The sequence below is a fragment of the Tateyamaria sp. ANG-S1 genome (assembly GCF_000814025.1).
Classification (GTDB): Bacteria; Pseudomonadota; Alphaproteobacteria; order Rhodobacterales; family Rhodobacteraceae; genus Tateyamaria.
The window spans coordinates 219,594-239,625 of record NZ_JWLL01000004.1 but is presented as its reverse complement, the minus strand read 5'-3'; the positions used below and the strand labels follow the sequence as shown (position 1 = coordinate 239,625).

Below are 20,032 nucleotides of genomic sequence, written 5' to 3'. Positions count from 1 at the left end.
GGTCGGTCCGCGCGGGCTTCATCGGTTGCCCGTGCAAAGCAGATAAGGGCACGCTACTGCGGCTCCGCGTGGCGGGCAAATGGACGCGGATTAACCACTTTGCGGCCCTCAAGCGCGCGCCGCTGACGAAAATGCGCAGTTTCGAGGTCAAAATGTGCAGTTTCGAAAATTCAGTCCGATTTGACAGGGTTTGCGCCGGTCAAAAACACGCAGTTTCAGGGGCAAAATATGCACTTTGCGCGTTTGCAGCGCAGTCAGGTGTCTCTCATCGCCAGCAATTTGCGGGGTTAACGCATCGCGCGCCCCGTTGCGTGGTAAACACGGCGCACGCTTGACGTGGGACAGATGCAACACGGGCACTCGCCCCGATTGTGCGAGGCGGTGCCATGCGCTGCGTGCAAGTCCTGGTTAACGGCTCATGAACAGGGCTGACGCGCGATCAGGCGCGTTCGGCGTATTCCATGGTTTCGGTGTTGACGACGATATCCTCGTCCTGGCCCACGAACGGGGGCACCATGACCTTGACGCCATTGTCGAGGATCGCTGGCTTGAACGAGTTCGCGGCCGTCTGGCCTTTGACCACCGGCTCCGTCTCGACGATCTTGCAGGTCACCTTTTGCGGGACGGTCGCGTTCAGCGCCTCTTCCTCGTAGAACTCGACCACGATGGTCATGCCGTCCTGCAGGAACGGGCGGCGGTCGCCCAGAAGCTCTGCGGGCAGTTCGATCTGCTCGTAGGTGTCGGCATCCATGAACACCAGCATCCCGTCATTTTCATACAGGAACTGCTGATCCTTCTGTTCCAGCCGCACCCGCTCGACCTTGTCGGCACTGCGGAAACGTTCATTCAATTTGGAACCATTGCGCAGGTTGCGCAGTTCCACCTGAGCAAAGGCACCGCCTTTGCCGGGTTTGACGTGGTCGACTTTGACAGCGGCCCAGAGCCCGTCATTGTGCTCAAGTACGTTTCCGGGGCGGATCTCGTTTCCGTTGATTTTAGGCATGTGGCAAAACCATGGCGAAAGGTTGATGAAAAGTTGATGCTCCCTATATCTCGCGTGGGGTGGCCCGGCAAGACAACGAAATGCGGTGCTGCATACGCAGCAGGCTATGCGCTGATTGCAAGGGAGCCATGCAGAAACGGGGTATCCGAATCGGCTATGTTCGTCCATAACGAGCGCCACGCCGGAAAGACAAGAGCAAGAATAAAGGAAGGACGACGAATGAAAGATTTCGTTGACGGCACGGCCTTTAATAACGAACAAGGCAACCGTGCACGCAAACTCTTCGCAGCCGTTGTGTTGGCTGCTCTCGACGATGCCATCGCCGATGACAAGAAATATGGTAACGGCCCTGAGCAGATTGCCCGCTGGGCACGTTCGCGCGATGGGCGCGAAGTGCTGAGCTGTGCAGGTATCGACCCGAACGAACGTGTGGTCGAAGGGCTGATGGAATTTGTCGGCAAAGGTGTCCGGACATCGGTCGCGCTGAGCCGCGAAGAATCCGAGCGCCGCAATGCCGCGCAACAGGCCGAAGCTGCCTGACAAAACAACTGCTGCCTAAAAGAAAGCGCGTCCGCATGGGCGCGTTTTCTTTTTCAACTAGCTATCGACGAAAAAGAACAGCCACTGCCGAACAATCCAGAACTCCGCGAGCAGCAGAAGCAGAACTATGCCGCTTGCCCAAAGCGGCAGCGCACGACGCCACAGGACGACCACGGCGACGGTGGCCACTCCCGCCTCAAGCGGGGCCAGGACAGAGGCACCGTGCTTGGTATCCCAATAACTGACCGGACTTTCGAACACCCAGTTGCTGATCGGCCAAAAATGCGGTCGCCCATCGTCATGGTGAAGCGGAAAGTCCAGCGCCAGATGCAACAGGGCTGCGCCGGTTAATGCAACGGCCCAATCGGATTTTCGCCATATCGCAATGGCTAGCAGCACGCCCCAGATCACAAATGAGTTGTCAATGGCAAAGACCGTTTGCCATGAATCCGAAAAGTAGAGGTCGTTGAATACGACACTGGGCGGGATGCCGAGTATGTACAAGGACACCCCCGCCATCACATAGAGCGACAGATCAGGCAGGAGTGCGCCGCCGAGCGCCGCAACAAATACACGTTTGTCGGCGCCCTGCCCGAAAGCAGCGGCGCCGATCAAGAGATGTGCGGGGGTGTTCACGATAGTTCAAGCGGGCGGTACACGCCGCCCTGTCTTACTCCAAGTCCTGCGCCGCAAGGGCGCGATGAATCTCGCGCCGGACAAGTTTGCGCACGTTGCGCGTGATGCGTTCACCTAAGGCACCCTGCAATTCCTCGCGTACAATGTCGCTGACAAGATCACGCAGCGCGTCCTCGTCCAGCACATCCTCATCTGTCGAGAAAAACTGCGCATCTTCCACGGGTTCCGTGACGGGTTCTTGCGGCTCTATGTGCGTTTCGACGGGTTCGGCCATATCTTCGGCATCTTCCCATTCGAGGGTCGGCGGCTCCGTTCCCGCATTCTCGCCATCGCCGGCCATGTCCGGTTCAAACTCTTCGGTCTGCCCGGCGATCAGCGTCTCTAGGGCAGCGATCTTTGCGCTCAGCGGTGTCGATGCCGCTTCAACAGCGGGTTCCGACGGCTCGGGCTGCGCCTCCTGCTCGGGTTCGACATCGGCAAAGGCATCCTGAATGGACATCAGCGTGTCATGTTCAAGATCGACTTTGTCCAGAGCGATCGGCGCTTCGTCCTCTGCTGACCGTACTTGCGTCGTATCATCCGCATCGCTGTTCTCTGCGTCCGCGGGATCGTCATCTGTGGGTGTAAGAACGAGCGGGGGTTCGACACCCGCCTCTGAAGCGACAGGATCGTCATTCGAGGCACCTTCGGTGTCGGGTTGCGCTTCCTCGGCAGTTTCCGTTGTCAGTTCTACCGGTTCCGTGTCCGTCTCTTCCATGACACGCAACGCTGGCGTCAGGACCAGACGGTCCGGAGGTGCTGGTGCTTCATCCTTGGTTTCGGGACGGTTGTCGTCAGACACCAAACGGCGAATGGACGCCAAAACGTCCTCCACCTCGGTGTTGGTCATTGGGTCAGACATGTTTCTCGTACCACTCTCAGCCTCAATCAAAGTCTACCGCGCGGGCGAGAGTCGCACAATACTGTGCAGAAAAGTCTAATCTTCTACTTGCAAGGCCCGCAGAACCTGGTCGAGCTGCCTGCCTTGTCTCGACCGCTTGACCGGCGCATTCCGCACCAGATTATAGTACGCTGACGGATCATAGATCTGCACCGGCAGCTTGAGGTTTTGCGCGGTCAGCAGGCCCATGGATTCCAGCACGGCGTAGGCGGCAATATACTGATCGGCCTGCGCCGATATACGATTTGTCTCTGCATCCAGCAGGTTCTGTTCGGCATCAAGAACATCAAGGGTTGTCCGGGCACCCAGCGTTGCCTCCTCGCGCACGCCCTGAAAAGCGATACGGGCGGCACGGATCTGTCGCTCGGACGCGGCCAGGCTCGCGCGCGCGGCGTTGAAGTCTGAGATTGCGTTCACCACGTCCTGTTGGACGCCATGCCGGACGTTGTGTAGGTTGCCGCGTGCGGCATCACGGTTTGCAATCGCCTGACGCTCAAGGGCAGACAGGCGCCCACCCTGATAAATCGGTCCTGTCAGGTTCAGGCCGATCGAGGCTTGCTCCGTACTGTCGTCGCCGCCGATTTCTTCGTCGACACTGACGCGACCGCTCAGGGACAGGACCGGCAGCTTGTCCTTGGCCGCAGCCGTCACAAGCAACTCGTTTGCAGAAACCTGACGGCGTGCCGTTTCCATTTCAGGGTGGTTGCGCACGGCAACGGATTGGGCTGTATCAATTCGAGTCTCGGTCCGAGGCAGCGGTGGCAAGCCCGACAGACGGCCGGGCTGGCGACCAACGACATTGGCATATTCAGCCTGCGCCTGGATCAGGTTGCGTTGCGCATCGGCTAGGTTGCTGCGCGCCTGCGCAACGGCCGCTTCCGCCAGCGATACATCCGTGCGGGTCACCTCCCCCACTTCGAACCGGTCATTGGCGGCGCGCAATTCCTGTTGCAAGAGGCGCAAGTTGTTCTGGCTGAGCGACACGAAGTTTTCCTGTCGGCCCACGTTGAAGAATGCGGATGCCGCGCGCAAAAGAAGCGCTTGTTCGATATTGAGCAGGGTTGCGCGTGTCGCCAGCACCGTTTCCTTCAACGCTTCGACCCGCGTGGCATCTGCCCGAAAATCGTAAAGCTGCCAGGACGCCGTCAGTTCAAGGGATATGGTTGTGGTATCAATCGACCGCGCAACGCCACCTGTGCTCTCAGAGGTCGTGTCGCCAACAACCTGCGCCAGATCCGCTGACCAGTTCACAATGGGGCGCAGGGCCGAGAGTGCAATTGGCACATCTTCGTCGGCAGCTCGCAGAAGCGCGCGGTTCTGCTGCAGAAGACCGCTATGGGTATATGCCCCAACCAAGGCGTCAGCCAAGGTATCGGCCGCGCCACGTGTAGACGCAAAGGACACGCTGATTGCCGCCGCAAGCCCCAAGGTCAAAGCAGTCGTTTTTAGAAATCCGCGCCCGGTCTTACGTTTCATGTCCACCTGCCCTTTTGTATCTGCCCGACCGATGCCTGTTTTTGCGATCAAAGCGTGAATGCGTTCTGCTTTTCAAATCCTGGTAACACGGGCGCACCCGCGTTGAATGCACGGCGCCACGAGACCGCTCCGTCGATCTTGTAGCCGATCCGAACCTCTCCCAATGCCCCATTCATGAACAAGCACCCGATGCGCCCGCCATCCTTGAGTTGCGCCAACAATGACTCGGGGACGTGGGTCACGCCGCCTTCCACGACGATGACGTCGTAGGGTCCATGCTCAGCGGCGCCGTCCTTGAGCGGGGCAACATGTGTAATGACGTTGTCCACACCGGCGGACATCAGCGCATCCTGCGCTTCGGACGACATCGTTTCGGTGTCTTCAAGGGCCACAACCGCTTGTGCCATGTGCGCGATGACAGCCGCCGAGTAGCCAAGGCCGGCCCCCACATCGAGCACAAGCTCATCCCGAGAGATATCGAGCGCGTCCAGCATCTTGGCCAACGTCCGTGGCTCCAGGATAACCCGGCCGTCGCCAAGGTTGAGGTTCTCGCCAAGATAGGCTGTCTCTCGCAGGGCCGCGGGAACAAAGTCCTCCCGCTGGACTGACAGCATGGCGTCGATGATCGGGAACTTGGTGACGTCGGACGGCCGGACTTGCGTGTCCACCATCATCGTGCGCCGGGTCGAGAAGTCGGGCATTGCAGCTAAACTCGTTGGTTCAGATTCTTCTCAACAGGTGTGCCACAGTCAGGCCGCATGGGCAACGGAGCAGGAACACCTTGCGGCATTATTCCCCGAGCATGTGCCTTGTCGGCCTTGCACGCGACATTCGAATGGGCTATCGCCCCGATCACACCACGGATGGCGAGTTGGCGGAGTGGTGACGCAGCGGATTGCAAATCCGTGTACACCGGTTCGATTCCGGTACTCGCCTCCATTTGTTTTCAAACACTTAGCTGTCTCCTTCTTGTGCCCCTGAGGGGGTGTTTACAGTTGCGTTTATAGTTTCGCTCTCGCGACGCTGCTTTTCGCGCTTCAGTAAGTCGAGGACTTCCGCGCTCTCAGCAGGCGAAACGGCGGCATAATGTTCGATCACGGCGGCGGCGTAGCGAAGCGACCAACCCATGTGATTTGCGATTTGGTTAAGCCCTAGGCCCGCCCGCAAGAGCCTAGTGGCTGCTGTTCCGCGTGTATCTTGCAGCCTCAGAGATGGATCGCTGACTTTGTCTGCAATGCGGTCCCGGTATCGTGTGATGGCTCGGCTGGCCGATGTTGGCTGGAGCGGCTTGCCTCGGTCATTGACCAACAAAACAAGCTGATCCGCAGGTGTTTTATCAATCAACTGCCGAAGCTCTGGCGTCACCGGGATATGCGCCACACGCCCTCGTTTCTGTGTCCTCACCCGGAAACGCTCTAAGCCTTCAAAGCTCTCAAGGTTGCCGCGCGTAAGCCGCCTCCTTCTCTTCCAGCTCTATGCGTGTTCGAAACAAGCCTGAGTGATTGGTCATATCGAACATGCGCAGGTATTTCACCGGCCATGCTTTCACCTCTGTGCCCGAAGATCGATCGACCAATGGCAGAGCGTTATCATAAACGACAGTTGTCAGATCGGCATCACGCTTTGAGCGGAAAATCGGCGCAGTTCCGGTGTTCGGATTTACGCGTGCGAAGTCATCAGCGCTTAGCGAGAACCTGACACCTTCCTCCACAAGGTCGGACACGTCATGTAGAAAAAACGCACACTGGGCTGCATACTCTGTCGGAGCTGGTGAGGCGACCAACGCACAGAATTTGAAGCTTCGATGAACGTCTGGGAAAAATGGCCCGCCGGTTCGTCCCTGCCTTCCGTTTTCAAAGTCGTAGAGTGTCTTCAGTCGTCCCTCTGTAGCCACTCCCTTAAAGAAAGGCGCGGCAGTCTTGTCAGACGCAATACCGGAAGGAACTAGCAGACCTATAAGTCCGTTTTGTTTAACCACGGTCATCGCCCGCTCAACGAAGAGCGAATAAAGGTTTATGTCTCCGCCGGATAGCAAGGGGAAGTCTCCCCCTTTGCGCGCCATGCGTGTTCCAGCCTCTGTCCGCTCGGACGCCTTGGCATAGTCTTGGGCCAAGGGATCATCTGCCTTTTCCAGGGCGTCGATCATCTTCTTACGATCAGCCGCACGCGCTGCCATGGCAATTTTAGGACGGCGCTCTGCAAACCACTCAACCTGTTGAAGCTTCATGCGGTCCCATGGTGGATTGCCGATCACTGCATGAAAACCGCCAGTAAGCTCGTCTTCTTCCCAATCCGACCAGATTCCAGGGAAGGTCACTTGCCAGTTGAGGAAATTTTCCTCAGCAATGAGAACCTGCGCTTGCAAAAATACATTGGAAAACAAATCGAACTTTTCAGCAGCGCTCATGCGCCCTTTAAGTGTCTCATCCGCGGCCTTTGCCTTGGGTCTTGTGAGCTTTCGCTTTCCCAATGCGATATCGAGCGGGTCGCCAAACTCGCCGTCAAAGAAAGCTTGCAACGCTGTCTTCTGATCCTTGCCCTTGATGTCGACCCAGTCGATTGCATGGATCAACTTGAGCAACGCATCGAGCGGCGCGGTCATGTCTTCGACTTCGGCAAAAACGTCTGCCCATCGATGTGCCTCGGCAATCTCCGCGTCGGTCAGCCCTTCAACAATCGGCATCTTGGATGCTGCTCGCAGGGCGCGCTTCATCGGCTCATGAAGCAAGAGTGGCGTGCCATACGTCGCGGCCTTGTCGATACCCTTCTTCACCCAAGAGCCAAAAAGGCTGTCACCACAGCGAAGATGGTGATCGAGGAAGGAAAGCGGGGCACCGACGGTGAACGTGTGCAGCCACAGCGCCACCTTGGCGAGCTCCACAGCCATTGGGTTCTTGTCTACGCCATAAATGCAGCGTTTGAGTACCATACGCCGGATGATGTGCCGATCATCGAGCTGTTCCTCGTCTATCGTCCAGTCCCGCTCGTCAGCATTGGCAAGGATGGTATTGCGTATTGTGTCGATGCGCTCACCAAGAGGAGAAATGTAGTCGCCCCATTCCTCGGGCGCATCGAGCTCTGCCTCAGCCATGGCAGTGATCACTTGGTCGGCCATGAAGTCCACTAGGGTCACAAGGAAGTGGCCTGAGCCCATGGCCGGGTCACAGATCTTCAGGTCCAGAAGCTCAGTCGCGGGATCGAGGCGCTTGAGCTGGCCGATCTTGCGATGATCGGGCAAGTCGCCCTGTGCTAGCTTTGCGATCTTGTCCCTAAAGGCGCGTTTGCGCTCTTCGACAAGCGGCTCAAGTGTCTCTACGAGGATGAGCTGGACCAGGTTATCCGGAGTGTAATAACTGCCCGATCCTTTACGCGCGAAAATGTTGGGCTGAACAGTGATGTCTTCGCCGTCGCGCGTCACCTCGTATTCGAGAAGCCGCTCGTAAATCGAGCCAAGCTGCTGTACCGAAAGGTTGCGATAGTTGATATACTTTCGCCCGTCTGGCGTCACTTCGAACGACAATGCGTCGATCACGCGCGCCATGACCGCATCAGGGATACGGATATTAGTCAGGATCGCATGTCGTTCTTGATTGAAAAGCCCACCATTGTATGGTGGCAGACCGATTGATGAATCTCCTTCATCGACGATCCTAAATAGTTCAGTCGCTGCGCTCCAATAAGTCGCAACAGACTCAGAAAAAATATCCTTCTTGTCTTTACGCTCTTTGACATCGAGGCGCACCTTGTTGCGCAGCCCGTAGTCGTCATAACGCGTGTCCTTGACCGGTAATAGATTGCGGTCTTCGGCATAAAGAATGAACAAAAGGCGGTAGAGCAGGATGAGTGCGGCTTCACGCACTTCCTGGAGTTCAGCATCGGGCGCAGCCTTTACGATGGCGCGTACGAGGTCGGGGAACACTTCACCGAAAACCTTGTTCGAGAGGTCTTCGGCAACGCGCTCTTCGTAGAACTTGCCTTCTTTAAGGGCTTTTTCGTGGAAGCTGCGCGGATCAGCGCCCGCAGGCACGAACGCTTCGCGCCGGAATACAAGGTAGAAGACCTTCAGCCAGTGACGGCAATCGGCCGCATTGAGCGCGAAAAGCCCGTCGTTGTGCCCTGGCAGGTCCAAGATCGCGGCAATATCAAGCTCGAAGAATTGCTCGGATACCGATCGCGCGCCCAAAAAGTAAAGCCGCCATTTCGAGCCGTTTGTCAGGATACCCCAACGCAGCGTGCCGTTGGTGATGTCGTCGATACGACGCAAGTAGCGCAGCATCTGGGTTGACGGGGCGGTCTCTTCCCCGCGCCGGCCGGAGCGGCGATCAAGTGGCCGCGCCCATCTCTTGGATTCGACCACGGCGCGGCCGAACTCGTAGCGCTTCCATTCTTCGGGAAAGCCGTTCGCTTGGATCTTTGCTTCGGCGCTCTCAAAAAGCAAACCATCCGGCACGTCTTCACGGCTGCGCGGCGATAGGTTTTGCTGGCGAAGGGATTGTGTCCAGCCAAGCGCTTCTAGGATGGGCCAGATCAGATCATCTTCCGTCTGGCTTTCGTTAGGTGTCTGAGAAGTCGGGAAGCCATCAAAGACCGCTCGAAGAGACGCACCGAACTGGTCGAGATCAGCATCGCCAAGGGTATTCCACTCGGAAACGCTTTGAATGCTTTCAGTCAAAAAGTCGGACGTGAATAGGCTGCCCTGGCTTGCGATCTCACTGCTCAAATCGAAACGTCCTGATGTTTTCGCGAAGGGTAGCAGTTGCTGGAATGCCGTGCAGCAAGATTGTGAGGAGACTATGTTTTGGATGTCCGCTTTGGTCGTTGCGTCGGGTTCATGTCACATGGGCAGCGAAAGTCAGCTTGGCGCCGTCAAAGGCAGATACAAAGCCTTTGCAGACCCAGCCGACTTGCCTAAGATTCCGCCCAGCAGTCACAAGAACACAGGCGCCTGACATGACCCTCACCCGCAGAACGCTCCTGCTCGGCTTAGGTGCCGTAACCCTCTCCGCCTGCGCTGACACCGCACCGGTCAGCAGCCTGGCCACCACCGGCCTGCCCGCGGACCTGCGCCCCACCCCCAACGCCGCTTACGACGCATGGGTCGCCAGCTTCCGCAGCCGCGCCGAAGGGCAAGGCATCTCGCAATCCACGCTCAACGCCGCCTTTCGCGGCACCGGCTACCTGCCCGGCGTCGTGCGCCGCGACCGCAACCAGACCGAGTTCACCCGCACGCTCGAAGACTACCTCGCAATCACCGCCTCGGACGAACGCATCTCCAAAGGCCGCGCCGCCTTCGACCGCCACCGCTCGACCCTGAACGCGGTCGAGGCGCGCTACGGCGTACCCGCCAACATCGTGACCGCAATCTGGGGCTTGGAAAGCTTCTACGGCGAACGGCGTGGCGACGTGCCGGTGATCTCCGCCACCTCCACCCTCGCCTTTGACGGCCGCCGTGGCGCGTTCTTCGAACGGCAATTGGTCGAAGCGCTGCGCATCCTGCAATCGGGCGACGTGACACCTGCGAACATGACCGGCTCCTGGGCGGGTGCCATGGGGCACACGCAATTCATCCCGACGTCCTACCAAACGTTCGCCGTGGATTTCACGGGCGACGGGCGGCGCGACATCTGGTCCGACGACCCCAGCGACAGCCTAGCCTCCACCGCCGCGTACCTGTCGCGCAATGGCTGGCAGTCGGGACAAAGCTGGGGGCGCGAAGCGGAGGATGGCGCGTTGCAACCCCAACCGGGCGGCCCGCGCTTTGCTGTGACGCGCAATTTCCGCGTCATCAAAACTTACAACAACTCCGATAGCTACGCCATCGGCGTCGGTCATCTCGCCGACCGCATCGCAGGCGGTGGCCCGTTGCGCGGGAGCTTCCCACCCGACCAGTTCGGGCTGACCAAGGACGACCGCATTGAGCTCCAGCGCCGCCTGACAGCGCGCGGGTTCGACACGGGTGGCGCGGATGGCGTGATTGGCAACAACACCCGCGCCGCGATCACGGCCTACCAGACGAACGAAGGATTGGCGGCAACCGGCGATCCCTCGCCGGAGTTGCTGCGCCGGTTGGGCGGTTGATGCTGGATCTGTCCCCGCAGGGAAGGGCTAGCTGGTGGCTGTAACCCGCGCGCTCAGGCGCAGCGCGTGGGACGGGTCGTCGGCACAGACCGGCATCACCGGAACATAGGCCGCGCGGATTAGGCCCGCGATGTCTGGCCGCAGCACCGTTGTTTCACCGGCCACCGCGAGCGGTGAGCGTTCGCGGAAGGCCAGGTCGGACCACAGAAGGATGGACTGCACCGTCTGGCTGAGCGCGAGTGTCTCCGCGGGGACAGCGCTCAGATGTTTGTCCATGCGCAGGAACACGAAACAGGCCTTGATCGCGCCTGCCTCGTCAAAGCGGAAGATGCGATATTGGTTGGCATCGGCAGCCTGCAGGCGCGATACCAAGGGCGCGAGGTCGGGAACGAGGCGGTCGAGGCCTGGGACCTCGGGCAACTCTGCCCAGTCGGAGAAAAAGAACCACATGAAGTTCGAGCCAAGCTCCGGGTCGGTCTCGGCCATCTCGTGGCCGGCCAGTTGGCACACGGCTTCGACGGCGCCTTTGATCACGCCGAGGGTTTCTTCCTGCACGCCGAACACTACCGGGGCCAGGGGGCGGCCCCAGCGGGCGAAGGTGTAGTCGCCGCTGTCGCGGGTGAAGAGCGCTTCTATGTCGTCCGGTCGCATCGTTAACCTTTGATTAATCGAACAGATCACCTGTGGGGCGTGGTGCTTCGAGGCCCAGATGGCGCCAGGCGCGTTGGGCCAGCATCCGGCCGCGCGGGGTGCGTTGGATCAGGCCTTGTTGCAGCAGATAGGGCTCAATCACCTCTTCCAATGCGTCACGACTTTCGCTGAGGGCGGCGCTGAGGGTTTCGACGCCGACCGGGCCGCCGCCATAATGCTCGGCCATCAGCTTGAGATAGCGGCGGTCGGCGCCATCGAGGCCGAGGTGATCGACGCCCAGACGGGTGAGAGCAGCGTCGGCCAGTTCTTGGGTTACGCGGCCGTCGCCATCGACCACGGCAAAGTCCACAACACGGCGCAAAAGCCGCCCGGCGATGCGTGGGGTGCCGCGGGCGCGGCGGGCGATCTCGCGTGCGCCGCCTTCGTCTGCGGGGGCGCCAAGGGTGCGGGCGTTGCGTTCAACAATCGTGAACAGCTCGTCTTCGGTGTAGAATTGCAGGCGCGTCGGGATGCCGAAACGGTCACGGAGCGGTGTAGTAAGCAGGCCCATACGGGTGGTCGCACCGACTAGCGTGAAGGGCTGGAGTTCAATGCGGACGGTGCGGGCTGCAGGGCCTTCGCCAATCACGAGGTCCAGCTCGAAGTCTTCCATCGCGGGATAGAGCACTTCCTCAACCGCCGGGTTGAGGCGGTGGATTTCGTCGATGAAGAGGACATCGCGCGCTTCGAGATTGGTGAGGATCGCGGCGAGGTCACCCGCCTTGGCCAGCACGGGGCCGGAGGTCATGCGGAAGTTCACGCCCAACTCGCGCGCCATGATCTGGGCGAGCGTCGTCTTGCCCAGACCGGGGGGGCCGTGGAACAGGGTGTGGTCCATCGCCTCGCCCCGCTGTTTCGCGGACTGGATGAAGACGCGCAGGTTGGCGCGCGCTTCGGCCTGGCCAACGAAGTCTTCGAGCAGTTGGGGGCGCAAGGCGCGGTCGAACCCACCCGCATCATCGTCAGGCAGGGGCGCACCGCGCAGGGTTGGGTCGGAGGCGTCGGTCATGATGTCCTAATCGTAAGACGGAGGTGTCCTCCGCCCACCCTCTACCCTTTCGGAGCCAAAAGTTTCAACGCGGCGCGGATCAGCGCGGGGGTGTCGGCCTGCGGGTCTTCGCCTGCGGCCTGGGCGACGGCGGCGGCTGCGTCCGATGGGCCGTAGCCGAGATTGCCGAGGGCGGAGAGCGCGTCTGCTTGTGCCGAGGATGGCGGGGTGGCGACGGCGACGGGCTCGATCACGTCAGCTTCGGCGGGGGCGTCACCGGTGGCTTCAGCCACGGTGCCGCCCATTGCCATGACCGACGGTGCTTTGTCCTTGAGGTCCAGCACAACGCGCTGTGCGATCTTGGGACCGATGCCTTTGGCCGCCTTGACCGCGTTCCAGTCGCCAAGAGCGATAGCGCGGCTGACGCCGTCGGGGCCAAGCGTGCCCTGGATGGCCAGCGCGGCTTTGGCACCCACGCCCTGCACGGACATAAGAAGGCGGTGCCATTCCTTTTCAACGAGCGTCTGGAAGCCAAAGAGCTGCATGAGGTCTTCACGGACGACAAGGTCGGTGAAGAGCGCACAGGCCTGGCCCACGGGTGGGAGTGCAGCAAGCGTGCGGTCGGAACAGTACACGATGTAGCCCACGCCGCGCACGTCGATCAGCACGTGATCGGTGGCCTTGTAGTCGATGCGGCCCGAGAGTTTGCCGATCATGCGCGCGCCCTTGCGACAGCGGCGGCGAGCCTCTGTCCGGCCCCGTGATGGGCGTGGCAGATGGCGATGGCGAGCGCATCGGCGGCGTCTGGCCCTGCGATGTCGACGCCGGGGAGTTGGACGCGGACCATGTGGCCGACTTGGCGTTTGTCGGCATGGCCGACGCCCACAACCGTTTTCTTGACCGCGTTGGGGGCGTATTCGCCGACGCTGAGTCCTGCCCGGGCGGGGGCGAGCATGGCGATGCCGCGAGCCTGGCCAAGCTTCAAGGTGCCTGCCCCGTCCTTGTTCACAAAGGTCTGTTCGACAGCCGCCGTGTCGGGTGCGTGTGTCGCGATGACGGCGCTGATCTGGTCAAAGAGGCTGAGGAGGCGCAGGGACAGGTGATCGCCCGTCGAGTTGCAGATACCGTTGGCGACATGGCGCAAACGCGGGCCATCGGCGTCAATGATGCCCCATCCCATGTGGCGCAAGCCGGGGTCGATGCCCAGAATTCGCATGATGTGCCGCCCTCGCCCGAATGCATTTCGCTTTTTTCTTGGCGTAGCACGAAAGGCGAACATCCGCCAAGGGTTAACGCGCGTGCGCGGTTTGCGACATGCGTGTTGTCCGTTTTCGACATCGCGCGCTCAGCGTGGTCAATCTGGGACGATACAAGTGGCTGAAATTACGGCAAGTGCAAAAATTTTCGTCATATTTTCTGAGGGTTACAGCATTAACGTGTCATGCAGCCAGTGCATAGCGCGTATGAGATTTGACAGCTTGTAGCAAGTTTTCATCGCGCCTAAATGCGCAGCACAACGCCGAAGAGTTTGGCATAAACATATCGAAAAAGGACTGCTGCAATGGCTGCTTTCGACACCACCCGCCCCGCGTATGGCGCTGCGCCCGTTGCAGGCCAATTCAAAGGCGTCTTCGCCAAACTGGTTGCCCAAGTGGTTGCCTGGAACGACGCCCGTATGACCCGCAACGCCCTGAACGCCCTGACCGACCGTGAGCTTGAAGACATCGGCCTGGTCCGTGGCGACATCGATGACGTGGCAAACCGCCACTAAGACGTCCACACTCTCCCCCAGATTGGACGCGCTGTGACAACAGCGAAAGCCGCGGACCCTCAGGGTGCCGCGGCTCTTCTTTAGAAGGTCGTCCGGATCACTTCACGAAGGGGTCGATAAACCCTGCGATGAACTGCGTGGCCGGGTCGGCCTGCATCAGCTTGGAGCCGAGCTGTTCGAGATGCGCGCCCTGCTGCAGCTTCGCAACACGCTCGTTGTAGGTGATCTCGCCCAGCGAGGCGAGCATCAGCGCCTTGAACACGAAGAACCCTGCCGCAAGGGCGAGCAGCCCTTTGAGCGGGAAACCGCGGCGCACATGCCGCTTCGGCTTGACGACGATCAGGCCGTCGCCGCGCATCTTGGTGGTGTATCCATTCGCCATCGCCGCGTGTTTGCGGCCAAGCCCGTTCAGGCGCTTGCGAAAGTGTTGCTGAGTCTCGACCATCGGCAGCCTCGTTAACTCTGAACCAGCCCCCACCGGTTACGACATAACATGTGGCCCTGAAATGTGGCGAAATCTGGGCAAATGCGTCAAAAGCCGTTAAAAACCCTGCTGAATTATGGCTTTTTTTGAAGGGTCAGCGTGGTCCATTCACCAATCTCTTCGCGGTGGGTCAGACTGTTTCCCTGCTGGACATAGTGCCCTAATACCTCATCCGCCTGTTCGTTGAGGATGCCGGACAGAATCGCGTGCCCGCCTAGTGTAAGCCGTTCTGACAGGTCGGGTGCGAGCGCGATCAAGGGGCCTTTGAGGATATTGGCAAAGATCAAGTTAAAGGGACCGGCAAGGTCGGGGTGATCGAAGCCAGCGGCTTCGGCCAGTTTGACCCGCCCTTCCATGTTGTTCGCTTGCAGATTGGCGCGGGCCACGTCCACGGCCTGGGCGTCGATGTCGCTTGCGATGATGTCGGCGTTCCAGATCGCTGCAGCACCCATCGCCAGCACGGCTGTGCCGCAGCCGATGTCGGCCACCTTGCCCGCCATCACACCGGCGTCCACAAGCCGGTCGAGCGCCTTGAGACAGCCCAGCGTCGTACCGTGGTGGCCGGTGCCGAAGGCCATCGCCGCTTCGATCAGCAGGGGGTGTTTGCCTGCGGGCACCTTGTCCGCATCGTGGGAGCCGTAGACGAAGAAGCGCCCGGCCTCGACCGGGGCAAGCTCGCGTTTGACGTGGGCGACCCAGTCGGTTTCGGGAAGTTCGGAGACGGTGAAGGGTTTGGCGTTCATGGCTGTGGTCAGCAACAGGAGGGCCGTGTCGTCGGGACGGTCGGTGAAATAGGCGCCGACTTCCCAGAGGCCGCTGTCATCCTCGACCTCGAAGACGCCGATGCCCGTGGGTTCGGGATCAAGGTTTTCGAGGGCTGCGCCAAGCGCTTCGGCCTGCGCCTTGCCGTTGAGCGTGGTGAGGGCGGTCCATGTGGGCATGATCGTCTCCGTTGCGGTTGCGCGGAGCCTTAGCGGCGCGCGCCTACCCGGGCAAGCGATCTATTCGGCGGGTGTGGGCAGCGCGCCGGTGAGCCGGGTTTCATGGCCGGGTACGGGATGGCGCGGGATCAGGAGGGCGAGACAAAGCGAGGTGGCCGCCATGCCTGCGGCCAGCAGGAAGACTGCGCCGGGCGAGAATAGCCAAAGAAGGCCCAGGGGCACGGGCAGGCCCACGGCTGCGATGTGGTTGATGGTGAAGGCCACGGCCGCCGTTGGCGCGATGTCGGCGGGGTCCGCGATTTTCTGGAAGTAGGTTTTGAGCGCCAGCGCGAGACCGAAGAAGATGTGGTCGAGCACATAGAGTGCCGCGGCGATCATCAGCCCCCATCCCATGAAATATACGCCACCATAGGCGAGGAAGACGCAGACGAGGCCCGCATATTCGACAACCAACGCCTTTTGTTCGCCAAAGCGCGCCACGATGCGGCCCAGCAGCGGTGCGACCAGGATATTCACCATGAGGTTGATGAGGTAGAGCGCGGTCAGCTCGTGGACTTCGAAGCCGAATTTTTCGACCATCATGAAGCCCGCGAACACCATGAAAATCTGGCGCCTTGCGCCGGACATGAATTGCAGCGCGTAGTAGAGCCAGTAGCGGCGGCGCAGGATGAAGGTCTTGAGTTGGGGGGTCGGTGCCTCGAACTGCGGGTAGGCGAACGTGGCGAAAATCGCTATGGCCGCCGTGATGCCACCGCCCACCATGTAGACAGTGTTGTAGGTCAGACCCAGCGGTTCCCAGAGGATCATGATGACGAAATAAACAAGGAAAGTGGCGGTGGAGCCCGCCGCCATGAGCCACCCCAGCATTTGCGGGGCGCGGTCCTTGGGCAGCCATTGCAATTGCAGGGATTGGTTGACCGTTTCGTAGTAGTGAAAACCGATCGATGAGATAAAGGTCAGAGCGAGAATGCCACCCATCTCCGGAAACTGCGCCGTGAGCGCCGTAGCGACGCCCAGCATGACAAGCGACACAAGCCCCAGCACTTGTTCGCGCATCACCATAATTACGAGGATCACGCCCACGGCAAGGAAGCCGGGGATTTCGCGGATCGCATGCAGGAGGCCAATGTCGGCCCCGTCGAAATTTGCGGCGTCCACCACGAAGTTGTTCAGCAGCGCCAGCCAGACGGAGAACCCAATGGGCATGGCGAACGCCATCAGGAACAGCAGCGCCGTGGGGCGCTGCCATCGCGGCAAGGTCTGCGCGTCCTGGAGTGTCACAAATCTGGCCATCGTTTTGAATTACGGCCTTTGCATCACAAATACGAGAGCCGAAAGCGCACAGGTGGCGGTCCGAAACCGCACAGGTGCCCGCAAGCGCATATTCCGGGTTGCGAGTGGCAGTCTATCCGACGCACGGTGACGTCATGCTGCGCACGGATGTAAAGACCCAATTCGGTGACCTCACCCTGACAGAAGATCGTGGCGCTATCGTGCGCATGACTTGGGGGGTGTCTGGTCGTGCAGATCGGTCCGCTGTGTTGGATGCGGCAGTGGAACAGGTGCGCGCCTACGATTCGGGGGAGCTGGAGGTCTTTGATCTGCCGCTGGACGTGCGCGGGTCGCAGTTTCAGCGCGATGTCTGTGCTGCCATGTCCGAGATCCCCTTTGGGCAGAGCATCACCTATGGCGATATTGCCAAGCGCCTCGGTGCGCCCGCGCAGGCGGTAGGTCAGGCCTGTGGCGGCAATCCCATTCCCATCATCATTCCCTGTCATCGGGTGATGGGGGCCAAGGGGCTGACCGGATTTTCAGGTGAAGGCGGGGTTGAGACCAAGGTGGCGCTCTTGCGCCATGAGGGTAGTTTTCTGATCTGAACGTGGCGGAAACCGGCGCGGTTTCCGGTTCGTTTTCCGGCGCGGAAAACNNGTTTTCCGCGCCGGAAAACGGTTCAGCGTTGTGGAAAGAGCTGCTGAGCGATGCCTGCAAAGAGCAGATAGAGCGAGGTGATCACCAGACCCCAATGTGCCCAGCTTTCGGGATGGAAGTCGACCCAGGCCGCCCAGCCCGCAAAGAACGTCCATGCAAGTGCCATCGGCAGGCTGAGCCAGCGCCAGCGTTCGGTGCGCACGGGGTGGATGAATTTGACGGGCAGGAACATGCCCACCGCGAGGACCGTGACCAGTGCAAGTGAAGCCCAGAATGTCGGCTCGAGTGCGAAGATCACAAGCACCACCATGTTCCAGCAGCCGGGGAAGCCGGAAAAGGAGTTATCCTTGGTCTTCATCCGCGTGTCGGCGAAATACATCGCACTGGCGAAGGTGATGAGGATGATCGCGACCCAGCCTGTCCAGCCCGCCATGAGGCCCGAGGCGAAAAGGGCGAAGGCCGGGATGAAGACATAGGTGAGATAGTCGATGATCAAGTCCAAAAGGACGCCGTCGAATTCGGGGGCGTTGGTCTTCACGTCGTATTTGCGCGCCAGTGGCCCGTCGATGCCATCGACGAAGAAGGCCACGACGAGCCAGAGGAACATGAGGTCCCACTCCGCCTCGACCGCGGCGAGCATGGCCAGCATGGCAAAGACCGCACCGGTGGCGGTGAGAAGGTGAACGCCGAGCGCGCGCATTTGCAAAGTCATTCGGGTCTCATGGTCGATTGCGGGACAGGTTTCAAGACGGACGCGACGTGTCAGGCCTTGGGGTGAGCCTTGGCGTAGACTTCCATCAGGCGGACAGTGTCGACGGCGGTGTAGGCCTGGGTCGTGGACAGAGAGGCATGGCCGAGGAGTTCCTGGATCGCCCGCAGGTCGCCGCCTGCGTTCAGAAGATGCGTCGCAAAGCTGTGGCGCATGGCGTGGGGCGTGGCGCTGGCGGGCAGACCCAGTTGCATGCGCGCGTTGGCCATGACCTTCTGGATCGCACGGGGCGCGAGGGGTCCGCCGCGGATGGCACGGAACAGCGGGCCGTCAGCGGGGAGGTCATAAGGGCAGGCGTTCATATAGGTATCGACCGCGTCGCGTGCGGCGTCGATGACCGGGACGATCCGTTCCTTGCCGCCCTTGCCGGTGATCCGCAGCACTTGGGGCAGTGGCGCTTGTCCGGCGGTCAGCGACAACGCTTCTGAAATGCGCAGGCCGCAGCCCCAGAGCAGTGTGAGGACGGCTGTGTCGCGCAGGCCGATCCAGGGTTTGTCGGATTGCAGGGGGGCGATGTCGAGAAGTTCGCGTGCCGCACTTTCATCGAGCGGGCGCGGCAGTTTCTTGTTGAACTTGGGCGCTCGGGTGCTGAGGACGGCGGTGGGCTCGAACCCTTCGCGACCCGAGAGCCATTTATAGAACGCTTTGACCGCCGACAGCTTGCGCGCCAGCGAGCGGGCGCTGACGCCCCCTGCCCGCGTGCGGGCCATCCAGGACCGCATGTCGCGTGTGTCGATCCTTGCCAGCGCGCCGAGGCCCTGCGTCTGCCCGGAGTGTTCGGTCATGAAGGCCAGGAATTCGGTGATGTCGCGGCCATAGGCGGTGATCGTGTTGTCCGCCGCCCCCTTGATCGCGCGCTCGTGCGCCAGAAAGTTCTCCAGCGCGTCGCGGGCGGCGGGGGAAATAAGGCTCATCCCAGCCAGCGCCGCATCGCGCGTTCGAAGACACCTGTGAAGAAGGACAGCAGGTCGGTGCCCTGTTGCGGGCCAAACATGTGCGGGTCTTCGGCGCCCATGACCAGAAGGCCCGGCAGACGGCCGTCGCCGAAGTCGAGCTTAAGGCACGCCTCGGACCGGATCCAGGTGGCATCGTCGCCGTAGATTTCCGGGTCGGCATCTTGCAACTGGCGCAGGGTGACCTGCCGGACATTGCCCCCACGCCCGTCGGTCAGGTAGGTGTCGATGAAGCCGGGCTCGGCCACGCTTAGCACGCCGCCCAAACGCTGCAAGGCGGGGTCCTTGTCGTTTTGCACCGACTCCAGCACCAGTTTGACCGCATCGACGCGCAGTATTTCGGCCACTTCGCCGCCCAAGTCGCGCAGGAATGCCTCGAACTCCATGGGGTCGAGCATGCGCAGAATGGCGCGGTGAATCTGGTTTGTGCCTGCGAGGTTTTCATAGGCCGCGGCGATAACCGAGCGGTGGGTGTCCTCGAGCCGGTCCAGCCGCGCCTCTAGCCGTTCCATGGCGAGGCCGCGCAGGTCCACGATATTGCCTCCCATCGCGCGCTCGTTCGCTGCGATGAGGGCGTGCATCAAATCCTTGTCGTCTAAAATGACATCGGGTCGGGAAATAATCGCCTCACGCAAGGCGTCGTCAATCTTGGGCTGGCTGCTCATACCGTACCTGTTTTTGGTCTTAACAGAATTTATATCACAGGCGATTCGCGAAATCTGCCCCGAACTTGGAATAATTGTCCGGATGCAGGCGTGTTGTTGCTGGACCGCTCCAAAGTGACGCTACGACCGGGGAAGCGCGCCTGCAACTTCCCCGTGAACGGCCCTGCCC

General features: G+C 60.6%; 21 protein-coding genes and 1 tRNA gene. 5 read left to right on the top strand and 17 right to left on the bottom strand.

Going from position 1 to position 20,032, the window contains the following annotated elements; genetic code table 11:
- Positions 1–439 precede the first annotated feature (439 nt).
- Complete coding sequence (gene efp / locus RA29_RS07280; RefSeq protein ID WP_039684472.1) at positions 440–1,003, bottom strand: elongation factor P; 564 nt, start codon at positions 1,001–1,003, stop codon at positions 440–442.
- Between the two features lie 219 nt (positions 1,004–1,222).
- Here efp and RA29_RS07275 point away from each other — a divergent pair, with 219 nt between their 5' ends.
- Positions 1,223–1,543: a DUF6280 family protein gene (locus RA29_RS07275; protein WP_039684470.1), complete on the top strand. Its 321-nt coding sequence runs from the start codon at positions 1,223–1,225 to the stop codon at positions 1,541–1,543.
- A gap of 57 nt (positions 1,544–1,600) precedes the next feature.
- Here the strand turns inward: RA29_RS07275 and RA29_RS07270 are convergent, their stop codons facing one another.
- From RA29_RS07270 to RA29_RS07255, 4 genes are all read right to left on the bottom strand, one after another.
- Positions 1,601–2,158, bottom strand: a complete 558-nt coding sequence (locus RA29_RS07270; protein WP_342666391.1) for a cobalamin biosynthesis protein CobQ — start codon at positions 2,156–2,158, stop codon at positions 1,601–1,603.
- A 55-nt stretch (positions 2,159–2,213) separates the two neighbouring features.
- Positions 2,214–3,080, bottom strand: a complete 867-nt coding sequence (locus RA29_RS07265; protein ID WP_082029468.1) for a hypothetical protein — start codon at positions 3,078–3,080, stop codon at positions 2,214–2,216.
- A gap of 75 nt (positions 3,081–3,155) precedes the next feature.
- Positions 3,156–4,595 carry a TolC family outer membrane protein gene (locus tag RA29_RS07260; protein ID WP_039684569.1) on the bottom strand — a complete coding sequence of 480 codons (1,440 nt, stop codon included), beginning with the start codon at positions 4,593–4,595 and terminating at the stop codon, positions 3,156–3,158.
- A gap of 47 nt (positions 4,596–4,642) precedes the next feature.
- Positions 4,643–5,296, bottom strand: coding sequence for a protein-L-isoaspartate O-methyltransferase (locus RA29_RS07255; RefSeq protein WP_039684465.1), 654 nt, complete (start codon positions 5,294–5,296; stop codon positions 4,643–4,645).
- A gap of 164 nt (positions 5,297–5,460) precedes the next feature.
- On the opposite strand from RA29_RS07255, the gene RA29_RS07250 reads away from it, so the two are divergent.
- Positions 5,461–5,534: transfer RNA gene (locus RA29_RS07250), tRNA-Cys, on the top strand.
- 15 nt (positions 5,535–5,549) lie between these two features.
- Here RA29_RS07250 and RA29_RS07245 read toward each other — a convergent pair.
- Together RA29_RS07245 and RA29_RS07240 are read right to left on the bottom strand one after the other, a co-directional pair.
- Positions 5,550–5,999 (bottom strand): hypothetical protein, encoded by a 450-nt coding sequence (locus RA29_RS07245; RefSeq protein ID WP_342666390.1) that lies wholly within the window; start codon positions 5,997–5,999, stop codon positions 5,550–5,552.
- Positions 6,000–6,027: 28 nt separating this feature from the next.
- Entirely contained in the window at positions 6,028–9,315 is a 3,288-nt protein-coding gene (locus RA29_RS07240) for a restriction endonuclease (RefSeq protein ID WP_193743487.1), read from the bottom strand.
- A 230-nt stretch (positions 9,316–9,545) separates the two neighbouring features.
- Here RA29_RS07240 and RA29_RS07235 point away from each other — a divergent pair, with 230 nt between their 5' ends.
- Positions 9,546–10,673 (top strand): lytic murein transglycosylase, encoded by a 1,128-nt coding sequence (locus RA29_RS07235; protein ID WP_039684463.1) that lies wholly within the window; start codon positions 9,546–9,548, stop codon positions 10,671–10,673.
- Between the two features lie 27 nt (positions 10,674–10,700).
- Here RA29_RS07235 and RA29_RS07230 read toward each other — a convergent pair whose 3' ends face one another.
- The 4 genes from RA29_RS07230 to ruvC are packed head-to-tail and all read right to left on the bottom strand — an operon-like array spanning position 10,701 to position 13,567.
- Positions 10,701–11,324, bottom strand: a complete 624-nt coding sequence (locus tag RA29_RS07230) for a hypothetical protein (RefSeq protein WP_039684461.1) — start codon at positions 11,322–11,324, stop codon at positions 10,701–10,703.
- A 13-nt stretch (positions 11,325–11,337) separates the two neighbouring features.
- Positions 11,338–12,372, bottom strand: coding sequence for a Holliday junction branch migration DNA helicase RuvB (gene ruvB / locus RA29_RS07225; protein ID WP_039684459.1), 1,035 nt, complete (start codon positions 12,370–12,372; stop codon positions 11,338–11,340).
- 41 nt (positions 12,373–12,413) lie between these two features.
- The gene (gene ruvA, locus RA29_RS07220; protein ID WP_039684457.1) at positions 12,414–13,067 is read right to left on the bottom strand and encodes a Holliday junction branch migration protein RuvA; all 654 of its coding nucleotides are present in this window, start codon (positions 13,065–13,067) and stop codon (positions 12,414–12,416) included.
- A complete protein-coding gene (gene ruvC / locus RA29_RS22375; protein WP_193743486.1) occupies positions 13,064–13,567 on the bottom strand; it encodes a crossover junction endodeoxyribonuclease RuvC in 504 nt (167 codons plus the stop codon). Before ruvC ends, ruvA begins: the two co-directional genes overlap by 4 nt.
- 345 nt (positions 13,568–13,912) lie before the next feature.
- On the opposite strand from ruvC, the gene RA29_RS07210 reads away from it, so the two are divergent.
- A complete protein-coding gene (locus RA29_RS07210) occupies positions 13,913–14,122 on the top strand; it encodes a DUF1127 domain-containing protein (RefSeq protein WP_039684453.1) in 210 nt (69 codons plus the stop codon).
- A 97-nt stretch (positions 14,123–14,219) separates the two neighbouring features.
- Here the strand turns inward: RA29_RS07210 and RA29_RS07205 are convergent, their stop codons facing one another.
- The 3 genes from RA29_RS07205 to RA29_RS07195 form a co-directional block, all read right to left on the bottom strand.
- On the bottom strand, positions 14,220–14,567 hold the full coding sequence (locus RA29_RS07205; RefSeq protein ID WP_039684451.1) for a hypothetical protein: 348 nt from the start codon (positions 14,565–14,567) through the stop codon (positions 14,220–14,222).
- A 113-nt stretch (positions 14,568–14,680) separates the two neighbouring features.
- On the bottom strand, positions 14,681–15,547 hold the full coding sequence (locus tag RA29_RS07200) for a 50S ribosomal protein L11 methyltransferase (protein WP_039684448.1): 867 nt from the start codon (positions 15,545–15,547) through the stop codon (positions 14,681–14,683).
- Positions 15,548–15,607: 60 nt separating this feature from the next.
- Positions 15,608–16,840: an MFS transporter gene (locus tag RA29_RS07195; RefSeq protein ID WP_039684446.1), complete on the bottom strand. Its 1,233-nt coding sequence runs from the start codon at positions 16,838–16,840 to the stop codon at positions 15,608–15,610.
- A 134-nt stretch (positions 16,841–16,974) separates the two neighbouring features.
- Between RA29_RS07195 and RA29_RS07190 the strand changes: the two genes are divergently transcribed.
- Entirely contained in the window at positions 16,975–17,424 is a 450-nt protein-coding gene (locus RA29_RS07190) for a methylated-DNA--[protein]-cysteine S-methyltransferase (protein WP_039684563.1), read from the top strand.
- 74 nt (positions 17,425–17,498) lie between these two features.
- Here the strand turns inward: RA29_RS07190 and RA29_RS07185 are convergent, their stop codons facing one another.
- From RA29_RS07185 to RA29_RS07175, 3 genes are read right to left on the bottom strand one after another with little or no spacing between them, the layout of a single operon-like run.
- The gene (locus tag RA29_RS07185; RefSeq protein WP_039684444.1) at positions 17,499–18,188 is read right to left on the bottom strand and encodes a CDP-alcohol phosphatidyltransferase family protein; all 690 of its coding nucleotides are present in this window, start codon (positions 18,186–18,188) and stop codon (positions 17,499–17,501) included.
- A 50-nt stretch (positions 18,189–18,238) separates the two neighbouring features.
- Positions 18,239–19,159 (bottom strand): tyrosine recombinase XerC, encoded by a 921-nt coding sequence (locus RA29_RS07180; protein ID WP_039684442.1) that lies wholly within the window; start codon positions 19,157–19,159, stop codon positions 18,239–18,241.
- Positions 19,156–19,863, bottom strand: coding sequence for a DUF484 family protein (locus RA29_RS07175; RefSeq protein WP_039684440.1), 708 nt, complete (start codon positions 19,861–19,863; stop codon positions 19,156–19,158). Before RA29_RS07175 ends, RA29_RS07180 begins: the two co-directional genes overlap by 4 nt.
- Between the last annotated feature and the right edge of the window lie 169 nt (positions 19,864–20,032).